Genomic DNA, 18,056 nt, shown 5'->3' with positions numbered 1-18,056 from the left:
GTGCCGGCGGTTTCGTATTCGCGGGCAGCCGCCTACTTGATCTTCGGCAGCTGTTCCCACTGGTGGAACGGCGGTGGCGAAGGCAGCTGCCATTCCAGCGTCGTTGCGCCCTCTCCCCATGGGTTGGCGCCGGCGATCCGCTTCTTCTGGAAGGCTTCGAACACGCCATAGAGGAAGATCATCACGCCGACGGCCGAGATATAGGATCCCATGGACGACACCCAGTTCCAGCCGGCAAACGCGTCCGGATAGTCGATGGTGCGGCGCGGCATGCCGGCAAGGCCGAGGAAGTGCTGCGGGAAGAAGATCAGATTGACGCCGACGAAGGTGACCCAGAAATGGGTGTTGGCGATGACGGGCGAGTACATGTAGCCGGTCATCTTCGGGAACCAGTAGTACCAGCCGGCGAAGATGGCGAAGACCGCGCCAAGCGACAGCACATAGTGGAAGTGGGCGATGACGAAATAGGTGTCATGCAGCGAGCGGTCGAGGCCGGCATTGGCCAGTTGGACGCCGGTGACGCCACCGATGGTGAACAGGAAGATGAAGCCCAGCGCCCACAGCATCGGTGTCTTGAACGAAATCGACCCACCCCACATCGTCGCGATCCAGGAGAAGATCTTCACGCCCGTCGGCACCGCGATGACCATCGTGGCGAAGACGAAATAGCGCTGCGTGTCGAGCGACAGGCCGGTCGTGTACATGTGGTGCGCCCAGACGATGAAGCCCACCGCACCGATGGCGACCATGGCGTAAGCCATGCCGAGATAGCCGAAGACGGGCTTCTTCGAGAAGGTCGAGACGATGTGGCTGATGATGCCGAAGCCCGGCAGGATCAGGATGTAGACTTCCGGGTGACCGAAGAACCAGAACAGGTGCTGGAACAGGATCGGGTCGCCGCCGCCGTCCGGCGCAAAGAAGGTGGTGCCGAAATTGCGGTCGGTGAGCAGCATGGTGATGCCGCCGGCCAGAACCGGCAGCGACAGCAGCAGCAGGAAGGCGGTGATCAGCACCGACCAGGCAAACAGCGGCATCTTGTGCAGCGTCATGCCCGGCGCGCGCATGTTGAAGATGGTGGTGATGAAGTTGATGGCGCCGAGGATCGACGAGGCGCCGGCTATGTGGATCGACAGGATCGCCAGATCCATGGCTGGCCCGGGCTGGCCCGAGGTCGACAGCGGCGGATAGAGCGTCCAGCCGCCACCTACGCCGTAGGCGCCCGGCGCGCTCGGCATGAAGGCCGAAGCGATGAGCAGGATGAAGGCCGGCGGCAGCAGCCAGAACGAGATGTTGTTCATGCGCGGGAAGGCCATGTCCGGGGCGCCGATCATGATCGGCACCATCCAGTTGGCAAAGCCGCCGATGAGCGCCGGCATGACCATGAAGAAGATCATGATCAGCGCGTGCGCGGTGCCGAAGGCGTTGTACATGCTCTTGCCGCCGTCGATCGCGGCATCGCCGTTCATGCCGTAGACCATCTGCGCCAGACCGGTGAAGATCTGGATGCCCGGCTCCTGCAGCTCCATGCGGATGACGACCGACAGGGCGCCGCCGACGATGCCCGCGAAGATCGCGAAGATCAGATAGAGCGTACCGATATCCTTGTGGTTGGTCGAATACACCCACCGGACCCAGCCGTGATACGGCTTGTGATCGTGATCGTCGTGAGCTGCAGCGTCTGCCATGTTCGGCTCCGTTCCCTGATCTTATTTCGGTCGCGGCATCAGTTGCCGGCGGCCGCAACCTTGTTTGTGCCGTCGACCTCGGCCATCAGCGCCTTGTTGGCACCGGGAAGGTCCGTCTTGGCTGCCGCCAGCCAGGTGTTGTACTGCGCATCGGAGACGACGCGGATCGCGATCGGCATGAAGGCGTGGTCCTTGCCGCAGAGCTGCGAGCACTGGCCATAGTAGAGGCCTTCCTTTTCCGCCTTGAACCAGGTCTCGTTGGTGCGTCCGGGAACAGCGTCCATCTTGATGCCGAAGGCGGGCATGGCAAAGGAATGGATGACGTCGGTCGCGGTGACCAGCACGCGGGTCATGGTGTTGACCGGCACCACCATCTCGTTGTCGACGGCGAGCAGGCGCGGATAGACCTTGCGATCTTCCTTGCCGGCGGCCTTGCGATCGCCGTCCTGAAGGATGGCCGAGTTGAAGGAGAGCGTCTTGTCGACCTGGTACTCATAGTCCCAGTTCCACTGGTTTCCCGTCGCCTTGATGGTCAGCTTGGCTTCTTCAGGCGGCGTGTATTGCGCAGTCAGCAGCTGGAACGAAGGGATGGCGATGAAGAGCAGGATAACGACCGGCCCGACCGTCCAGATCACTTCGATCAGCGTGTTGTGGCTGGTCTGCGAAGGGGTTGGGTTCACGCTCGCACGGAATTTCCAGATGCAGTAGGCGAGCAGAACAAGCACCAAGATGGTGATCGGAACGATGAACCACATCGTGTAGTTCCCGAACCACTCGATCTGCCGCATCATGTCGGTTGCAGGCGGCTGGAAACCGATCTCCCACGGCTGGGGCTGGGCCGCGTGGGCGGCGCTCGCACCGGCCATGACCATGGCAGCGGCTGCCGCACTTGCCAGAGACTTGGCGCTTGCTAGAGACTTGGCGCCAGCTAGGAATTTTCTCATCGCCCTCATCATCTCCCAGTTCCTCGCGATCGGACCGCAAGAATAACGAACCACGCCGGGATGGGAATCCCGGACAGTCCCAAGGGTGGTTCAAACCATACTCTATTTCCCTCCGCAAGAAAGGAGCGGCCGAAACCGTGCGGCATTTTTGCGCGCAAGCCTCGGCCTTCGCTTTTGGCTGCAAGACGCCTCTCGTCAATCGTTGACGCGCGGACACCAACCGCTACTTTCCGGAATGCTTGGCACTATGCGCCGGGCGGTCGCAATTCGGGCGAATTTGGCTTGGAAAAGCGCATTGTTGCCGGTGTCCGGGCGGACGGGCGGCGGTCTCGTCCTTTACTTGGCCTTGGCGCGGCTTAAAGTGCCGTGATTCGCAATGGAGCCGTCATGATCTCTTGGCTTTCAAAACTTGGGTGTTCGAGAACTTTGGCCAAGGCCATTTTTCTTGCCGCCCTGTTTGGTACCGGCCTGTCGGGCATCGGCCCAGCCAACGCCGCCCAGCCTAGCGGCACGGTGCGCTCGACGCATGGCGCGTGGTCTATCATCTGCGACACACCTGCCGGCGCGACTTCAGAACAATGCGTGATGATGCAGAACGTCGTCGCCGAAGACCGTCCGGAGATGGGGCTGTCGGTGGTCGTGCTGCGCACCGCCGACAACAAGGCCGAGATCCTGCGCGTGCTGGCGCCGCTCGGCGTGCTGCTGCCCAACGGTCTCGGCCTCAATGTCGACGGCAAGGATATCGGCCGGGCCTATTTCGTGCGCTGCTTCCAAGACGGTTGCTATGCCGAGGTCATTCTCGAAAAGCCGCTGCTCGATACGCTGAAGACCGGCACCTCGGCCACCTTCATTGTCTTCCAGACGCCTGAGGAAGGCATCGGCATTCCGGTCGACCTCAAGGGCTTTGCCGACGGCTTCGCCGCGCTGCCCTGATCCGCGATGAATATCGCCATTGCGTTGGCGCCGCCCGTCTGACGTCATTGTGATTGGCGCCATTGCCGATTGTCTCGGCGCGCCTTCGCGCCTACATCGGGGAAAACGCCCAATCCTCCCGCGGACGGACCTGCCATGAACAGCCTGATCGGCCAATTCGATATTTCCGACGATCGCATCAAACAGATTGTCGCAGAGACCATCAACGGTGCCGACGACGGCGAGTTGTTCCTCGAATACAGCGAGAGCGAAGCGCTGATGTTCGACAATGGTCGACTGAAGACCGCCAATTTCAACACCGACCAGGGTTTCGGTCTGCGCGCGGTTGCCGGCGAGGCCAGTGGCTATGCGCATTCGAGCGACCTTTCCGAAGCCTCGCTGCTGCGGGCTGCCGACGCCGTTTCGACGGTCAAGGGCGGCTATTCCGGCACGCTTGCCGCCGCACCGGCGCGCACCAACCGCCATCTCTATGGCGAGGAGAACCCGATCCCCTCGCCTTCTTTCGAGACCAAGGCCAAGCTGCTGCAGGAAATCGATGCCTGGCTGCGCGCCGAGGATCCGCGCGTGCGCCAGGTAACAGCCTCGCTCGCCGCTTCCTGGCAACATGTCGAGATCTTGCGCGCGGACGGCCAGATGGTGCGCGATGTCCGTCCGCTGGTCAGGATCAACGTATCCGTCGTCGTCGGCAGCGGCGACCGCCAGGAGAGCGGCTCCTACGGCATGGGCGGGCGCAAGGCGTTCGGCGAGTTCCTGGTCGAGGAGAGCTGGAAGCATGCCGCCAAGGAGGCGCTGCGCCAGGCGCTGGTCAATCTTGAGGCAATCCCGGCGCCTGCCGGCACATTCGACATCGTGCTCTCCAGCGGCTGGCCGGGCGTCATGCTGCACGAGGCCGTCGGCCACGGGCTGGAGGGCGATTTCAACCGCAAGAAGACGTCGGCCTTCGCCGGCCTGCTCGGCCAGCAGGTGGCGGCCAAAGGCGTCACCGTCGTCGATGACGGGACCATTGCCGAACGGCGCGGTTCGCTAACCGTCGACGACGAAGGCACGCCATCGGCCCGCAATGTGCTGATCGAGGACGGCAAGCTCGTCGGCTACATGCAGGACCGCCAGAACGCCCGGCTGATGGGCATGAAGGCGACCGGCAACGGAAGGCGCGAAGGCTACGCCCACCAGCCGATGCCGCGCATGACCAACACCTACATGACCTCGGGCGACATGGAGCCGGACGAGATCATCGCCTCGGTCAAGAACGGCATCTATGCCGTCTCCTTCGGCGGCGGCCAGGTCGACATCACCTCGGGCAAGTTCGTGTTCGGCTGCACTGAGGCCTACATGATCGAGAACGGCAAGGTGACGCAGCCGGTCAAGGGCGCGATGCTGATCGGCAATGGGCCGGATGCCATGCACCGGGTGTCGATGATCGGCAACGACATGAAGCTCGACAACGGCATCGGCATGTGCGGCAAGGCCGGACAGGGCGTGCCCGTCGGCGTCGGCCAGCCGCATCTCAGGATGAACCAGATGACGGTCGGCGGTACGCGGGTCTGACGCTCGAACTACCGCCTTTTCTTCGGCTTCTCCAGCAGCGCCACCGCCTCGACATGCGGCGACCACAGGAACTGGTCGATCGGGGTTACGCTTTTCAGTGCGTAGCCACCGTCAAGCAGGATGCGCAAATCCCGCGCCAGCGTCACCGGATTGCAGGATACCGCGGCGACGAACGGCACGTCGGAGCGGGCGATCTGCTTCGACTGATCCTCGGCGCCGGCACGCGGCGGGTCGAGGACAAGACCGTCGAAGGCATTGAGTTCCTTGAAGGTGAGCGGACGCCGGAACAGGTCGCGGCGTTCGCTGGTCACCCGCTTCAGGCCATTGGCGAAACGGAAGGCGCGGTCGAGCGCCGCAAGAGCCGGCGCGTCGCCTTCTGCCGCGTGGACCTCCGACTTCGCGGCCAGGCGTAGCGCGAAGCTGCCACAACCGGCGAAAAGGTCGGCGACCTTCTTGGCGCGCGACAGATGCTGGCCGACGATATCGGCCATGGCCTGCTCAGCCGCCTCGGTGGCCTGCAGGAAGGCGCCCGGCGGCACCGCGACTGCCACGGTTCCAAACTGCACCACCGGCTTCTTCGGCTCGACGATGATCTCGCCGTCGACCGAAAGCCTGGCCAGCCCCTCGGCGATGACGAAGTTCGAGGCGATGCGGCGCTGGTTCTCGCCGAGCTTGCCGGATTCGTGGACCGCGACGTCGAGTCCGGACCCGGTGACCGTCACCGTCATGTGGAACGATCTGGTGGTGGCGCAGACCAGTTCGGCAAGTCTCTTAAGACGATCGAGCGCAGCGACGATCACGGGCAGCGAGATCGGACACTCCTCGATGGCAATGATTTCCGACGACAGCGCGCGCACGAAACCCAGCCGCATGCCGGCCTCGGTGCGCCGGGCGGAGAAGACGACGCGGCGGCGCGTCGCCGGCGCGCACGGCACCAAGGCGCCGATATCGCCAACGATGCCCTTGCTCTTCAGCGCATGCACGACCTTGTCGCGCTTCCACTGGCGGTAGGCTTCGGCTTCCAGATGCTGGACGGCGCAGCCGCCGCATTCGGTGAAATGCCGGCAGGCCGGATCGATCCTGAGCGGTGAAGCCTCCAGCACAGACATCAGCGTGGCGCGATCCTTTTCGCGCGCAGCGTTGACGGTTTCGCCGGGCAGCGTGAAGGGAATGAAAACTTCGCCGGTTTCGGTCTCGGCGACGCCATCGCCTTGCGAGCCCAGCCTGGCGATGGTGAAGCGCGCGCTCATCGATCTTTGATCCCACCAAGCAGGAATTCGCGATTGCCGTCGCCGCCCTCGATCGGCGACAGATGCAGCCCCAGCGAGCGCCAACCGGGCATGCTGTCGAACCAGTCCTGCAGCACGCCGGCAACGCGGGCGGCGTCATAGGGATCCTTAAGCAGGCCGCCCTTGCCGATCGCCGCGCGGCCGGCCTCGAATTGCGGCTTGACCAGAAGCACCGCGCGAGCGCCGCTGCCGGCCAATGCGAGGGCTGGCGGCAGCGCCAGCTTCAGCGAAATGAAGCTGACATCGCAGACGATGAAATCCGGAATGCGGCCGTCGAGATCGCCGACGGTGAGGTCGCGGGCATTGAGGCCCTCGATAACCGTGACGCGCGGGTCGCCCGCGATGTCGGCATGCATCTGGCCATGGCCGACATCGATCGCCGTGACATGCGCCGCACCGCGTTCGAGCAGCACCTGCGTGAAGCCGCCGGTCGAGGCGCCGATGTCGAGCGCTTCGCAGCCGGCGGGATCGAAACCGAAATGGTCGATCCCGGCAATCAGCTTCAGCGCCGCGCGAGACACATACCCCTGCGCCGGGTCGTCGATCGCGATCAGGCATTGCGGCAGGACGGTCTGGCCAGGCTTGCGGGCAATGGTGCCATCGACCGTCACCGTGCCGCGCTCAATCGCGTCGCGGGCACGAGAGCGGCTGGCGAACAAGCCGCGTTCGACGAGCAGTTCGTCGAGCCGCTGGCGCGTGCTGGCTGGCAGAGGGGAGTTCATCGGCCTTCATGGCGAAAGCCGGTGATGAACGCAAGGATGTTGGAAAGAGGCGGTCTCTTTGTTTTACGCAATTCCGGACGGAAAACCGCTACGCACTTTTCCTGGAATTGCTTCAGAAGACGGTTCGCGAAACCGGCCGCTCGACCGCCGGCGCCAGACCGTCATTGCGATCGCCGGAAGCCTGCCTGCCCGGACGCTCGGCAGGAGCCGCCGGCGGCGCGACAGGGTCCGGCACGACGACGAATTGTGGACGCTGCTTGTAGGAAAAGCCGCCGCGGATGCCGCCGATCTTGCCGGCGACGATGTCCAGCACCGCCTTTTCGAGATTGCGGTCGTAGCGCGTTTCGGCCATCGCAGGTGCTGCGATGACGGCCGAAAGGGCCATGCCATACAAAAACGTTTTCATTTTTGTCGTCCCCTGCCGGACTGATTTCTAGCAGGGCGCCGTTGAAAAACGGCCAAGAGACACGGTAAGCGAAACGCCAAACGGAAGCGTTAACAATAAGTTGCCGCCGAAAGCCGGCAAACTGATTCAGAGGCTTGAGATTTAGATTCAGGCGCGTTGCGCGTGCGCGGTATGGCCGAGCGCGGCAAAGACGGTGCGCACGATGCCGGCCGAGTCCAACCCGGCGTCGGCGTACATCTTCTCGGGCTTGGCGTGGTCGGTGAAATCGTCCGGCAGCACCAGCGGACGCACCTTGAGGCCGCTTTCGAGCAAGCCTTCATGGGCGAGGAACTGCAGCACGTGGCTGGCGAAGCCGCCGACCGCACCCTCCTCCACCGTGACCAGCACTTCGTGCGAGCGGGCGAGCCGGCGGATCAGATCCTCGTCGAGCGGCTTGGCGAAACGGGCGTCTGCGACGGTGGTGGACAGACCGGCGGCACCTAGCTCCTCGGCCGCCAGCAGGCAGTCCTGCAGCCGCGTGCCGAAGGACAGCAGCGCCACCTTGGTGCCTTCCCTGACGATACGGCCTTTGCCGATTTCGAGCACGGAGCCGCGCTCCGGCATGTCGACGCCGACGCCGTTGCCTCGTGGATAGCGGAAGGCGATGGGGCCGTCATCATAGTGCGCGGCGGTGCGCACCATGTCGCGCAGCTCCGCTTCGTCCGCCGCCGCCATGACGACGAAGCCCGGCAGCGTCGCCAGAAAGGTGGTGTCGAAGGCGCCGCAATGGGTGGCTCCATCGGCGCCGACAAAGCCGGCACGGTCGATGGGGAAGCGCACCGGCAGTTTCTGGATCGCCACGTCGTGGACGACCTGGTCGTAGGCGCGCTGCAGGAAGGTCGAATAGATGGCGGCGAAGGGCTTGTAGCCTTCGGTGGCGAGGCCGGCGGCAAAGGTCACCGCGTGCTGCTCGGCAATGCCGACGTCGAAGATCCTGGTCGGAAACGCCTCGCCGAACAGATCCAGGCCGGTGCCATTAGGCATGGCGGCGGTGACTGCGACGATACGGTCGTCCTCGCGGCCTTCCTGAACCAGGCTTTCGGCGAAGACCTTGGTGTAGCTCGGCGCGTTGGCAGGCGCCTTGGCTTGCGCGCCGGTGATGACGTCGAACTTGTTGACGCCATGATATTTGTCCGCGGCGGCCTCGGCCGGGCCATAGCCCTTGCCCTTCTGGGTCACGACATGGATCAGCACCGGGCCGTCGCCATTGTCGCGGACGTTCTTCAGCACCGGGATCAGGTGCTCGAGATTGTGCCCGTCGATCGGGCCGATGTGGTAGAAGCCGAGCTCCTCGAACAGCGTGCCGCCGGTGACGTAGCCGCGCGCGTGTTCGACCGCCCTGGTGATGGCGCGATCGGCGCGCTTGCCGAGGTAGGAGGTCAGCTTCTTGCCGAAATCGCGCAGGCCCAGATAGGTTCTGCCGGAAGCCAGACGCGCCAGATAGGCGCTCATCGCACCGGTCGGCGGGGCGATCGACATGTCGTTGTCGTTGAGGATGACGATGAGGCGGGCGTCGAGCGCGCCGGCATTGTTCATGGCCTCATAGGCCATGCCGGCCGACATGGCGCCGTCGCCAATGACGGCGATGACGTTGTTGCGACCACCCGACAGGTCGCGCGCCATCGCCATGCCTAGGCCGGCGGAAATAGAGGTCGAGGAATGCGCGGCGCCGAACGGGTCGTATTCGCTCTCGGCGCGGCGGGTGAAGCCGGAAAGGCCGCCCTCCTGGCGCAATGTGCGGATGCGGTCGCGGCGGCCGGTCAGGATCTTGTGCGGATAGGCCTGATGGCCGACATCCCAGATCAGCCGGTCGTCCGGCGTGTTGAAGACATAGTGCAGCGCCACCGTCAGCTCGACCACGCCAAGGCCGGCGCCAAGATGGCCGCCAGTGTGCGAAACGGCATCGATCAGTTCGGCGCGCAGTTCCGAAGCCAGCTGCGGCAGCTGGCCTTCGTCAAGCGTGCGCAGGTCGGCCGGAATGCGGACCTTGTCGAGAAGCGGCGTATGCAGCGTTGCGTTCACTGTTAAAGGGCCTGCTGAAATCTGAAGTTCATGCGCGTCGATCATGGGCGAAATATGCCGCCCGCCGGCGAATGTAAATGCGTGTCAGTGACGCGGGTAGCTCTGGCGTTAATTGTTCGGTAACGGAATGAATTCTTCCTCATCTCCAGGAACGATGTCGAAGCGGCCTGTCTTCCATTCTTCTTTCGCCTGTTCGATGCGTTCCTTCGACGACGAAACGAAATTCCACCAGATGTAGCGCTTGGAGCCGAGCGAGGCGCCGCCGAACAGCATGAAATGGGCGCCCGTCTGCGACGACACGACGATTTCGTCGCCGGGTTTGAATACAAGCAACCGCTCGGCCGGGAAGCGGTCGCTGGCGATCGAAACCTCGCCTTCCAGCGTGTAGATGGCGCGCTCCTCGGCATCGGCAGGGATTTTCACGCTGGCGCCGGGCGCCAGTCTCAGATCGGCATAGAGCGTATCCGAGGCGGTCGTGACCGGAGATTGCAGACCCGAAAGCGCGCCGATGACGACGCGGCCGCTGATGCCTTCGGCATCGATTTCGGGCAAATGAAGGGCGGCCGTGTTCTCGAAGACCGGGGCGACCTCCTCCTTGCCGTCGGGCAGCGCCAGCCAGGTCTGCAGGCCGGAGATCGACATCGGCGCGCCGCGCAATTCCTCCGGCGTGCGCTCGGAATGGACGATGCCGCGCCCGGCGGTCATCAAATTCACGTCGCCGGGCTCGATCACCATTTCGGTGCCGAGCGAATCGCGATGCCTGATCTTGCCATCGAACAGATAAGTCACCGTCGACAGGCCGATATGCGGATGTGGGCGCACATCGAGCGCCTGGTCGGCGCGCAGGATGGCCGGGCCCATGCGGTCGAAGAAGATGAAGGGACCGACCAGCCGCCGCCTGGCGGTCGGCAAGGCGCGGCGAACCTGGAAGCCGCCAATGTCCTTGGCGTTCGGAATGACCATCAGCTCGATCTGGTCGCAGGCGAAGGCGTCGCCAGGCGACGGGTCATTGCCGGGAAAGAAGCTCATCAGGTTTCCTTTCCTCAGGCGAAGCGGAGCGCCGATTTGGCTTTCGCCTTTGCCGCCACTTCCTCGCGATTGCGCGGTTCCTGCGTGGTTTCCATCGAATCGAGCAGCTCGCGCGCAGCGGCTGCGATCGCCTCGATGGCATGATTGAAGGCATGCTCGTTGCGCTTCGAGGGCTTGGTCGAGCCGCTGAGCTTGCGCACGAACTGCAGTGCTGCGTCATGCACCTCGTCGTTGGTCGCCGGCGGCTCGAAGTTGAACAGGGTCTTGATGTTTCTGCACATCGCTTGAACTCCTTGCCTGTTTTCCCTTGCCCCGCCCTCGTTCCAACTAATCGGCGTCGAGCGGCTCCGTTCCCACCGGCTTGCCGTCGCGCGACAGCCTGATCTTCTCGACCTTGTCTTCCGCCGCCTTCAGCAGCCGGTCGCAATGCGCCTTCAGCGCCTCGCCGCGCTCGTAGATGCGGATCGACTGGTCGAGCGGCACGTCGCCGCGCTCCAGATCGTCGACGATCTTTTCCAGCGCGTCGAGCGCCTGCTCGAAGCTCATCGCCTTGACGTCGTCGTTGCCTTCGCCTGCCATACTTTATCCCTTCATCAGCCGCCCGACATGGGCGGCGACCGAAAATGCCAATCCCTGCAGATCGTAGCCGCCCTCGAGCAGGCTGACGAGCCGGTTGCCGCTGTGGCGCCCGGCACGCTCCATCAGCTGGCCGGTCGCCCAGTCGAAATCCTCCTCGGTCAGGTTGATCTCGGCCAGCGGATCGCGATGGTGCGCGTCGAAACCGGCTGAAATTATGATCAGGTCGGGGGCGAAATCGTCGAGCGCGGGCAGGACGCGCGACAGGAAGGCATCGCGAAAAACCTCGCTGCCGGTGCGTGGTGCCAGCGGCGCGTTGACGATGTTGCCGGCGCCGGTCTCGTTCTTCGCGCCGGTGCCGGGATAAAGCGGCATCTGGTGCGTCGAGCAATAGAGCACCGACGGATCGTCCCAAAAAATGTCCTGCGTGCCGTTGCCGTGATGGACGTCCCAGTCAACCACGGCAACGCGCTCGGCCTGATGCTTCTTTTGTGCATAGCGCGCCGCGATCGCCGCGGTGTTGAACAGGCAAAAGCCCATCGCCGTGGTCTTCTCGGCATGGTGGCCGGGCGGCCGCGCGGCGACGAAGGCATTGGCGGCGCGGCCCTCGAAGACATCGTCGACGGCGGCATTGGCCGCGCCGATCGCTGTCACCGCCGCCTGCCAGCTTTTGGGGCTGGCGCTGGTGTCGGCGTCGATCGAGACGATGCCGGTCTCGGGAATCGCGGCGCGGACGCGCGCGACGAAATCCTCGGGGTGGGCATAGAGGATGGTTGCCTCGTCGCCTTCAGGCGCCTTGATCCGGTCGAGCGCGGCAAAGGCTTCGTCGTCGAGCACGCGCTCTATGGCGCGCAAGCGGTCTGGCCGCTCCGGATGGCCGGATGGCGTCAGGTGTTCGAGGAAGATCGGGTGGGTGTAGAGCCTGGTGACCATGCCCCGATATAGGCGCGTGCGGGCGCTTTGACCATGTTTTCGCGCCCAGCTCGCGTGATGTTCAACAGGGATTAGGTGAGACTATTGGTTATTGGGTGCCGGCTGGGTCCAGCGCGAGCCGCCGAACGAGGCCAGCGCCTTGTCCTTGAGTTCCCTGAATTTCGAGGAGGCTTCCGACAGCCGCCGGTCCCATTCGGGATTGGGCACCTGGCCCTCGATGGTGCTGAAATAGACCTGCATCAAAGAGGCGATGGCGAAGGGCTCGATGAAGGCTGCCTTGAAGGCCCAGGCAAAGACGATGGCCAGCACGAAAGCCCAGCCGGCGAGCTGTCCCGGCATGAACCAGAGGATCGCGCCGGCGGGCGCCAGCATCAACAGGAAGATGACGAAGGACACGCCCCACATGATCACTGACAACCAGATCGCGTTCTTGACCATGGTCTTGCCGTTCTGCGCATAGAGCACGATGCCTTGTCTGGCCGTCTCGAAGGGCGAGGTGGAATTGATGCGGATGTTGTAGCCGAGGATGATCTCGTCGACATAGGTCAGCGACATGCGGATGACGGTGTTGATGAAGCTGACCAGGCCGCTCAGGCCGGGGATGGGCAGGAAGGCGGCGATGCCGCCGATCAGGCCGGTGATGGCACGAATAGCACCCTTGACCAGTTGGTCGAGCACGAACAGGACGTTGGCCTCGGCGAAACGCTCGGCCACCACGGCCCTGGCATAGGAGATCTGGTCCTGGCCGCCAGGCACGTCCTGGCCGTCGATCAGGTGGACCATGACCGCGATATGGCCGGCCTTGACGATGTAGAGGATGTATTCGCGGATCCAGTAGACGGCGATCGAAACGACGCCGAAGCCGACCACGCCGCCCCACAGCGCAAAGGACATTGGTCCGTCGGGGTCGGTGGAGATGTGGCCGACGCCGTAGCCGACACTGGCGCCGGTGCCGGTCGCCATAATGTAGGCCAGCGTGATGCCGAAATAGACGATCATGCGGAAGACGATGAAGGGCCATGTCCTGATCATGATGGACACCGACCTGCCGATTTCGAAATCCCACATGCGCGCCCCGAATCTCCCCTCAGAGATGGTGGCGGAGGATGAACTCAGGCTGGCGATTGTCAATCTCAGGCAGGATCGACCGTCCTTGCCTTACAGCCTGCCGCCTATTTCAGCAGACCGTCCAAAAGCACGTTGAATGCCTTCACCGCCTTCTTTGACGTGGCTTCGGGATCGTCCGAATTTGCGATCCACTGGGCTGCATGCAGCGATGCACCGCTGATCACCCGGGCAGCGGCTTCGGCATCGATGGCAACGATGGTGCCTTCGTCCCTTAGTTTCTGAAGGTTCTCGGTCATGGAGCGTATGCATTCACTTTGGCTCGGCCATTGCGAAGGATCGCCAAGCACCGCCGGGCCATCGCGAAGCACGATGCGCTGGATTTCCGGCTCCAGGGCCATCTCGATATAGGCCGTGCATTCATCGACAAAGCCGCGCCAGAGAGTGTCCGCCCTGGTTGAAACGACTTTCAGCCTGGCGAACATTTCAGCGTCAATTTCGGCGATGACCGCCTGCAGCAGCCCCTTCTTGTCGCCGAAGTGATGATAGAGCGCGCCGCGCGTCAGCCCGGCCGACGCGGTGAAATCATCCATTGAGGCCTCCGCATAGCCGACGGTGCCAAAGGCACGGCGCGCGGCGGCGACCAGCTTGGCACGTGTCTCGGCGATCATCTCCTTGCGCGACCTGTGCGCCATTCAATTTCTCCTTTCACATACGGCGCGTATATTATTGACATACGCCTCGTATGATATTATCTCAATAAACATACGCCACGTATATAAGTGACTTCGCCGCAAAAATCCAGGAGCTTTCCATGCCCAACCCCTATCGCGAAATCTTCAAGGCACGAGGAGCCAAGGGCTTCGCCGCAGCCGGCTTTGTTGCCCGGCTGCCGATCGCCATGGCTCCGATCGGGATCGTCGCCATGCTGTCGCAGACGCACGGCGAATACTGGCTGGCCGGCGCCGTCTCCGCAACATACGCGCTGGCCAACGCTTTCGTGGCGCCGCAGGTATCAAGGTTGGTGGACCGCCTTGGTCAGACGCGGATTGTCGTGCCCACCACTGCCGTTTCCGTGCTCGCTTTCGCGATACTGATTGTGGCGGCCAATCAGGACTGGCCTATATGGACACTGTTCGTGTCGGCGCTGCTGGCCGCCGCCATGCCCAGCATCCCCGCAATGGTGCGCGCGCGCTGGACCGAGATTTTTCGGGATCGCCCCGAGATGAACACCGCATTCGCCTTCGAGTCCGCGGCGGACGAGCTGGTCTATGTCGCCGGGGCATCGCTATCGGTGGGCTTGAGTGTCGCCTTGTTCCCGGAAGCAGGAATGCTGGCGAGCACATTGTTCCTCGCCTTGGGCTCGACGGCCTTCATCGTGCAGCGTTCGACCGAGCCGCGGGTGCGACCGGTTGGACATGGTTCGCGCGGCTCGGCAATCCGCCTGCGCGCGGTTCAGATCATCACCCTCGCCCTGATCTTCATCGGCGCGACCTTCGCGACCACGGAAGTCAGCACCGTGGCGATCACCAAGGAGCTTGGCCAGCCGGGCGCCGCCAGCCTCGTCATCGGCGTTTACGCGCTGGGCTCGTTCGTAATCGGCATCATCGTCGGGACGCTCAGCCTGAAATTGCCGCTGCAACGCCAGCTTGCCATCGCCATTGCCATCATCGCGCTCACCACGCTGCCGCTGCTGGTCGCCGACACGGTGCCGCTTCTGGCGCTGGCGGTCTTCGTCAGTGGCCTGGCGATCTCGCCGACCTTTATCACGGCCTTCGGCTTGATCGAGTGGCACGTGCCGGAAGCGATGCTGACCGAGGGCATCACCTGGGTAACAACCGGCATCGGCATCGGCATGGCGCTGGGTTCTTTCGCCGCCGGCGCGGCAGTGGACGCGTTCGGGGCTCAGAACGGGTTCTGGGTATCGGTGGCATCGGGTGTGGCCGCGTTGGCCACCGTACTGCTCGGCATGCGCAGCCTGGCAACACAGGATTGCGACACCGATGCATGCGAACTGTCCGCGGTTCCCGCGGAATAACCGCATGCAGGTCTGGTTCGGCACGGGGACAGAGACGTTCAGGAGAGCATCCTAGGTCCAGTTTTCTTCGAAGGAATCTGGCTTCCTAGGATCGTTCAAGCCTATTGCGAATCTCGTCCCCATCAACAACGACAATAGGACTTCCCAACGCCTCGACCATATCCGGGCTCAGGTGGGATATGGTTTCGGCACGCCCAACCATCGGCGGGCATTCTCCTGCGCAATAGACGGCAGAATTGGTAGCCTGAAGGACCTTAAGCATCGAAGCGAACAGGCGCGGGTTGCCAGTCGGTCGCGCGACCAATCGAGATTCATCTTCAGGATCCAGTGTCAAATAGAGGTCGCTTTGATCCAATGCCGGTGGGGTATCATGATAGGTAACGACCCAGCATGAGGATTCCGGATCACGACTGGTGATGAACGGAGCAAAGGCGTCATCCACTACCGATGTCGGGAAGTAGCTTTGCTCGCCGTTCTCGAAACAGCTGAGATATGCCTCGAAGCTCATCCCAATTGCCTCCAAGAGCCTAGAGAATCTCGGTCTTCGCGATGTGGATGCCAAACCCTTCGAGGCCGACATAGTGGCGCTCGCGCGAGGCGATCAGGTTGATCGAGGAAATGCCGAGATCCTTGAGGATCTGCGCGCCGAGGCCGATCTCGCGCCATTCGTTCTCGCGGCGGCGCGCCTCTTCATGGTCTTCGCGCTCGCCGCTCGCCGGGCGCTTGCGCTCCTGATGGGCAACGCCGACCGAGCCTTCGCGCAGATAGACGATGACGCCGCGCTTGCGCTCGCCCATCGCCTTCATGACGCCGTCCAGCCGGTGGCTGGTGCCGAACACGTCGCTCACCACATCCTCGGAATGGAGCCGCACCGGCACTTCCTCGCCGTCGCGGATGTCGCCGAAGACGATCGCCACGTGGTGCATCGAATCCCAGGGCAGCGTGTAGGTGAAGACCTGCGCCTTGCCACCCGCCGTGTCGATGTCGGAGCAGGCTACGCGCTCGACCAGCGTTTCCTTGCGCTGGCGGTAGGCGATGAGGTCGGCGACCGAGATCTGCTTCAGGCCATGCTCTTCGGCGAAGGCCTGCACCTGCGGGCCGCGCTTGACCGTGCCGTCATCGTTGACCAGTTCGGAAATGACGCCGATCGGCGGCAGGCCGGCGAGCTTGCAGAGGTCGACCGCGGCCTCGGTATGGCCCGAGCGCATCAGCACGCCGCCTTCGCGTGCGATCAGCGGGAAGATGTGGCCGGGGCGGACGAAATCGGAAGCGCCGACATTGCCGTTGGCGAGGTTGCGCACGGTCAACGTACGGTCGTCGGCCGAGATGCCGGTCGTGGTGCCGTGCTTGAAATCGACGCTGACCGTGAAGGCCGTCGTGTGGGCGGAATCGTTGTCGGCCACCATCGGCGCCAAATTGAGGCGTTTTGCCTCCTCGCGCGGCATTGGCGTGCAGACGATGCCGGAAGTGTTGCGGACAATGAAGGCCATCTTTTCCGGCGTGCAGTGGACGGCGGCGACGATCAGGTCGCCCTCGTTCTCGCGCCCGTCATCGTCCATGACGACGACGATCTCGCCGCGTTCGAAGGCGCGCAGGGCTTCGACGATTTTCTTCTGATCGTAAGGCATCGACGCTCGCTTCCGCTTGCAGGTTGAAGGTCAGACGCGCCCGGTCTGGCCGCGATGACGCAAATAGTGATCGGCGATCGCGCAGGCAACCATCGCCTCGCCGATCGGCACGGCGCGGATGCCGACGCACGGGTCGTGGCGGCCCTTGGTCATGACCTCGACGTCCTTGCCGTCCTTGTCGATCGACTTGCGCGGCGTCAGGATCGACGACGTCGGCTTGACGGCGAAGCGCGCAACGATCGCCTGGCCGGTCGAGATGCCGCCAAGGATGCCGCCGGCATTGTTGGACAGGAACACCGGCTTGCCATCATTGCCGATGCGCATCTCGTCGGCATTCTGTTCGCCGGTGATGCGGGCAGCCTCGAAGCCGTTGCCGATCTCGACGCCCTTGACGGCGTTGATCGACATCAGGCCCGACGCGATGTCCTGGTCCAGCTTGGCATAGATCGGCGCGCCGAGGCCGGCCGGAACACCGTCGGCGACGATCTCGATAATAGCGCCGACCGAGGAGCCGGCTTTGCGGACACTGTCGAGATACTGGGTGAAGACGGGAACGGAAGCCGGATCGGGCGTGAAGAATGGATTTTCGACATCGCCGATGAAGTTCCAGTTCCAGTTGGCGCGGTCGATCGACTTTTCACCCATCGACACCAGCGCGCCACGCACCACCATGCCGGGCACGACCTTGCGGGCGAGCGCGCCGGCCGCCACGCGCGCCGCAGTCTCGCGCGCCGAGGAGCGGCCGCCGCCACGGTAGTCGCGCAGCCCGTATTTGATGTCATAGGTGTAATCGGCGTGGCCCGGCCGGTACTGGCGGGCGATCTCGCCATAGTCCTTGGAGCGCTGGTCGACATTTTCGATCAGCATCGACACCGGCGTGCCGGTGGTGATCATGGTCTCACCGTCCTCGTCGAGGATGAAGCCGGACAGGATCTTGACCTCGTCGGGTTCTCGGCGCTGCGTCACAAAACGTGACTGACCCGGCCGGCGCTTGTCGAGCTCGGCCTGGATCTCTCGCTGAGTGAAGCGGATGCCGGGCGGGCAGCCGTCCACAACGCAGCCGAGTGCCGCCCCGTGGCTTTCGCCCCAGGTGGTGACGCGGAACAGGTGGCCGAACGTGTTGTGAGACATGGAGAAGCGCCCTGCCCGGCGGCGGAGCCGGTTCAAGCCTGCCTTCTATTGGCGTTTTCCACAGTGGT

The 18,056-nt window shown here is 63.6% G+C and carries 18 protein-coding genes; 3 read left to right on the top strand and 15 right to left on the bottom strand.

The features are described 5' to 3' along the window. Positions 1 to 32: 32 nt before the first annotated feature. Positions 33 to 1,685: a cytochrome c oxidase subunit I gene (gene ctaD / locus DH08_RS34480; protein ID WP_006206344.1), complete on the bottom strand. Its 1,653-nt coding sequence runs from the start codon at positions 1,683 to 1,685 to the stop codon at positions 33 to 35. A 38-nt stretch (positions 1,686 to 1,723) separates the two neighbouring features. Beyond that, positions 1,724 to 2,629, bottom strand: a complete 906-nt coding sequence (gene coxB, locus DH08_RS34475) for a cytochrome c oxidase subunit II (protein ID WP_192183660.1) — start codon at positions 2,627 to 2,629, stop codon at positions 1,724 to 1,726. Between the two features lie 387 nt (positions 2,630 to 3,016). Between coxB and DH08_RS34470 the strand changes: the two genes are divergently transcribed. Together DH08_RS34470 and tldD are read left to right on the top strand one after the other, a co-directional pair. Next, on the top strand, positions 3,017 to 3,562 hold the full coding sequence (locus DH08_RS34470) for an invasion associated locus B family protein (RefSeq protein ID WP_192183659.1): 546 nt from the start codon (positions 3,017 to 3,019) through the stop codon (positions 3,560 to 3,562). Between the two features lie 135 nt (positions 3,563 to 3,697). Beyond that, positions 3,698 to 5,110, top strand: coding sequence for a metalloprotease TldD (tldD, locus tag DH08_RS34465; RefSeq protein ID WP_192183658.1), 1,413 nt, complete (start codon positions 3,698 to 3,700; stop codon positions 5,108 to 5,110). A gap of 8 nt (positions 5,111 to 5,118) precedes the next feature. Here the strand turns inward: tldD and DH08_RS34460 are convergent, their stop codons facing one another. The 10 genes from DH08_RS34460 to DH08_RS34415 all read right to left on the bottom strand — a co-directional run bounded on the left by DH08_RS34460 (position 5,119) and on the right by DH08_RS34415 (position 13,886). Further along, positions 5,119 to 6,360 (bottom strand): class I SAM-dependent RNA methyltransferase, encoded by a 1,242-nt coding sequence (locus DH08_RS34460; protein WP_192183657.1) that lies wholly within the window; start codon positions 6,358 to 6,360, stop codon positions 5,119 to 5,121. Then, on the bottom strand, positions 6,357 to 7,121 hold the full coding sequence (locus DH08_RS34455) for a TlyA family RNA methyltransferase (RefSeq protein ID WP_192183656.1): 765 nt from the start codon (positions 7,119 to 7,121) through the stop codon (positions 6,357 to 6,359). The genes DH08_RS34460 and DH08_RS34455 overlap by 4 nt, the downstream gene beginning before the upstream one ends. Positions 7,122 to 7,233: 112 nt before the next feature. Next, the gene (locus tag DH08_RS34450) at positions 7,234 to 7,527 is read right to left on the bottom strand and encodes a hypothetical protein (RefSeq protein WP_192183655.1); all 294 of its coding nucleotides are present in this window, start codon (positions 7,525 to 7,527) and stop codon (positions 7,234 to 7,236) included. Positions 7,528 to 7,674: 147 nt separating this feature from the next. Further along, on the bottom strand, positions 7,675 to 9,633 hold the full coding sequence (gene dxs, locus DH08_RS34445; RefSeq protein ID WP_246801217.1) for a 1-deoxy-D-xylulose-5-phosphate synthase: 1,959 nt from the start codon (positions 9,631 to 9,633) through the stop codon (positions 7,675 to 7,677). Between the two features lie 63 nt (positions 9,634 to 9,696). Then, on the bottom strand, positions 9,697 to 10,617 hold the full coding sequence (locus tag DH08_RS34440) for a pirin family protein (RefSeq protein ID WP_192183653.1): 921 nt from the start codon (positions 10,615 to 10,617) through the stop codon (positions 9,697 to 9,699). Between the two features lie 14 nt (positions 10,618 to 10,631). After that, positions 10,632 to 10,898 (bottom strand): DUF2277 domain-containing protein, encoded by a 267-nt coding sequence (locus DH08_RS34435; RefSeq protein ID WP_192183652.1) that lies wholly within the window; start codon positions 10,896 to 10,898, stop codon positions 10,632 to 10,634. 46 nt (positions 10,899 to 10,944) lie between these two features. After that, positions 10,945 to 11,196, bottom strand: a complete 252-nt coding sequence (locus DH08_RS34430) for an exodeoxyribonuclease VII small subunit (RefSeq protein ID WP_192183651.1) — start codon at positions 11,194 to 11,196, stop codon at positions 10,945 to 10,947. A 3-nt stretch (positions 11,197 to 11,199) separates the two neighbouring features. Next, positions 11,200 to 12,126 carry a histone deacetylase family protein gene (locus DH08_RS34425; RefSeq protein WP_192183650.1) on the bottom strand — a complete coding sequence of 309 codons (927 nt, stop codon included), beginning with the start codon at positions 12,124 to 12,126 and terminating at the stop codon, positions 11,200 to 11,202. An 81-nt stretch (positions 12,127 to 12,207) separates the two neighbouring features. Then, positions 12,208 to 13,194, bottom strand: a complete 987-nt coding sequence (locus tag DH08_RS34420; RefSeq protein WP_192183649.1) for a hypothetical protein — start codon at positions 13,192 to 13,194, stop codon at positions 12,208 to 12,210. A 104-nt stretch (positions 13,195 to 13,298) separates the two neighbouring features. Further along, positions 13,299 to 13,886 (bottom strand): TetR/AcrR family transcriptional regulator, encoded by a 588-nt coding sequence (locus tag DH08_RS34415; protein WP_192183648.1) that lies wholly within the window; start codon positions 13,884 to 13,886, stop codon positions 13,299 to 13,301. Between the two features lie 119 nt (positions 13,887 to 14,005). On the opposite strand from DH08_RS34415, the gene DH08_RS34410 reads away from it, so the two are divergent. Further along, complete coding sequence (locus tag DH08_RS34410; protein WP_192183647.1) at positions 14,006 to 15,229, top strand: MFS transporter; 1,224 nt, start codon at positions 14,006 to 14,008, stop codon at positions 15,227 to 15,229. 85 nt (positions 15,230 to 15,314) lie between these two features. Here DH08_RS34410 and DH08_RS34405 read toward each other — a convergent pair whose 3' ends face one another. The 3 genes from DH08_RS34405 to aroC are packed head-to-tail and all read right to left on the bottom strand — an operon-like array spanning position 15,315 to position 17,988. After that, positions 15,315 to 15,737, bottom strand: a complete 423-nt coding sequence (locus tag DH08_RS34405) for a hypothetical protein (protein ID WP_192183646.1) — start codon at positions 15,735 to 15,737, stop codon at positions 15,315 to 15,317. Positions 15,738 to 15,756: 19 nt separating this feature from the next. Beyond that, positions 15,757 to 16,857, bottom strand: coding sequence for a 3,4-dihydroxy-2-butanone-4-phosphate synthase (ribB, locus tag DH08_RS34400; RefSeq protein WP_192183645.1), 1,101 nt, complete (start codon positions 16,855 to 16,857; stop codon positions 15,757 to 15,759). A gap of 30 nt (positions 16,858 to 16,887) precedes the next feature. Further along, a complete protein-coding gene (gene aroC, locus DH08_RS34395; RefSeq protein ID WP_192183644.1) occupies positions 16,888 to 17,988 on the bottom strand; it encodes a chorismate synthase in 1,101 nt (366 codons plus the stop codon). Positions 17,989 to 18,056: the final 68 nt, after the last annotated feature.

Source organism: Mesorhizobium amorphae (genome assembly GCF_014843845.1).
GTDB lineage: Bacteria > Pseudomonadota > Alphaproteobacteria > Rhizobiales > Rhizobiaceae > Mesorhizobium > Mesorhizobium amorphae_A.
This window is presented reverse-complemented; position numbering and strand designations above follow the sequence as displayed.

Coding starts and splice junctions, on each gene's coding strand:
- ctaD (WP_006206344.1), bottom strand. CDS start 1,685: ATGGCAGACGCTGCAGCTCACGACGATCACGATCACAAGCCGTATCAC.
- coxB (WP_192183660.1), bottom strand. CDS start 2,629: ATGAGAAAATTCCTAGCTGGCGCCAAGTCTCTAGCAAGCGCCAAGTCT.
- DH08_RS34470 (WP_192183659.1), top strand. CDS start 3,017: ATGATCTCTTGGCTTTCAAAACTTGGGTGTTCGAGAACTTTGGCCAAG.
- tldD (WP_192183658.1), top strand. CDS start 3,698: ATGAACAGCCTGATCGGCCAATTCGATATTTCCGACGATCGCATCAAA.
- DH08_RS34460 (WP_192183657.1), bottom strand. CDS start 6,360: ATGAGCGCGCGCTTCACCATCGCCAGGCTGGGCTCGCAAGGCGATGGC.
- DH08_RS34455 (WP_192183656.1), bottom strand. CDS start 7,121: ATGAACTCCCCTCTGCCAGCCAGCACGCGCCAGCGGCTCGACGAACTG.
- DH08_RS34450 (WP_192183655.1), bottom strand. CDS start 7,527: ATGAAAACGTTTTTGTATGGCATGGCCCTTTCGGCCGTCATCGCAGCA.
- dxs (WP_246801217.1), bottom strand. CDS start 9,633: ATGATCGACGCGCATGAACTTCAGATTTCAGCAGGCCCTTTAACAGTG.
- DH08_RS34440 (WP_192183653.1), bottom strand. CDS start 10,617: ATGAGCTTCTTTCCCGGCAATGACCCGTCGCCTGGCGACGCCTTCGCC.
- DH08_RS34435 (WP_192183652.1), bottom strand. CDS start 10,898: ATGTGCAGAAACATCAAGACCCTGTTCAACTTCGAGCCGCCGGCGACC.
- DH08_RS34430 (WP_192183651.1), bottom strand. CDS start 11,196: ATGGCAGGCGAAGGCAACGACGACGTCAAGGCGATGAGCTTCGAGCAG.
- DH08_RS34425 (WP_192183650.1), bottom strand. CDS start 12,126: ATGGTCACCAGGCTCTACACCCACCCGATCTTCCTCGAACACCTGACG.
- DH08_RS34420 (WP_192183649.1), bottom strand. CDS start 13,194: ATGTGGGATTTCGAAATCGGCAGGTCGGTGTCCATCATGATCAGGACA.
- DH08_RS34415 (WP_192183648.1), bottom strand. CDS start 13,886: ATGGCGCACAGGTCGCGCAAGGAGATGATCGCCGAGACACGTGCCAAG.
- DH08_RS34410 (WP_192183647.1), top strand. CDS start 14,006: ATGCCCAACCCCTATCGCGAAATCTTCAAGGCACGAGGAGCCAAGGGC.
- DH08_RS34405 (WP_192183646.1), bottom strand. CDS start 15,737: ATGAGCTTCGAGGCATATCTCAGCTGTTTCGAGAACGGCGAGCAAAGC.
- ribB (WP_192183645.1), bottom strand. CDS start 16,857: ATGCCTTACGATCAGAAGAAAATCGTCGAAGCCCTGCGCGCCTTCGAA.
- aroC (WP_192183644.1), bottom strand. CDS start 17,988: ATGTCTCACAACACGTTCGGCCACCTGTTCCGCGTCACCACCTGGGGC.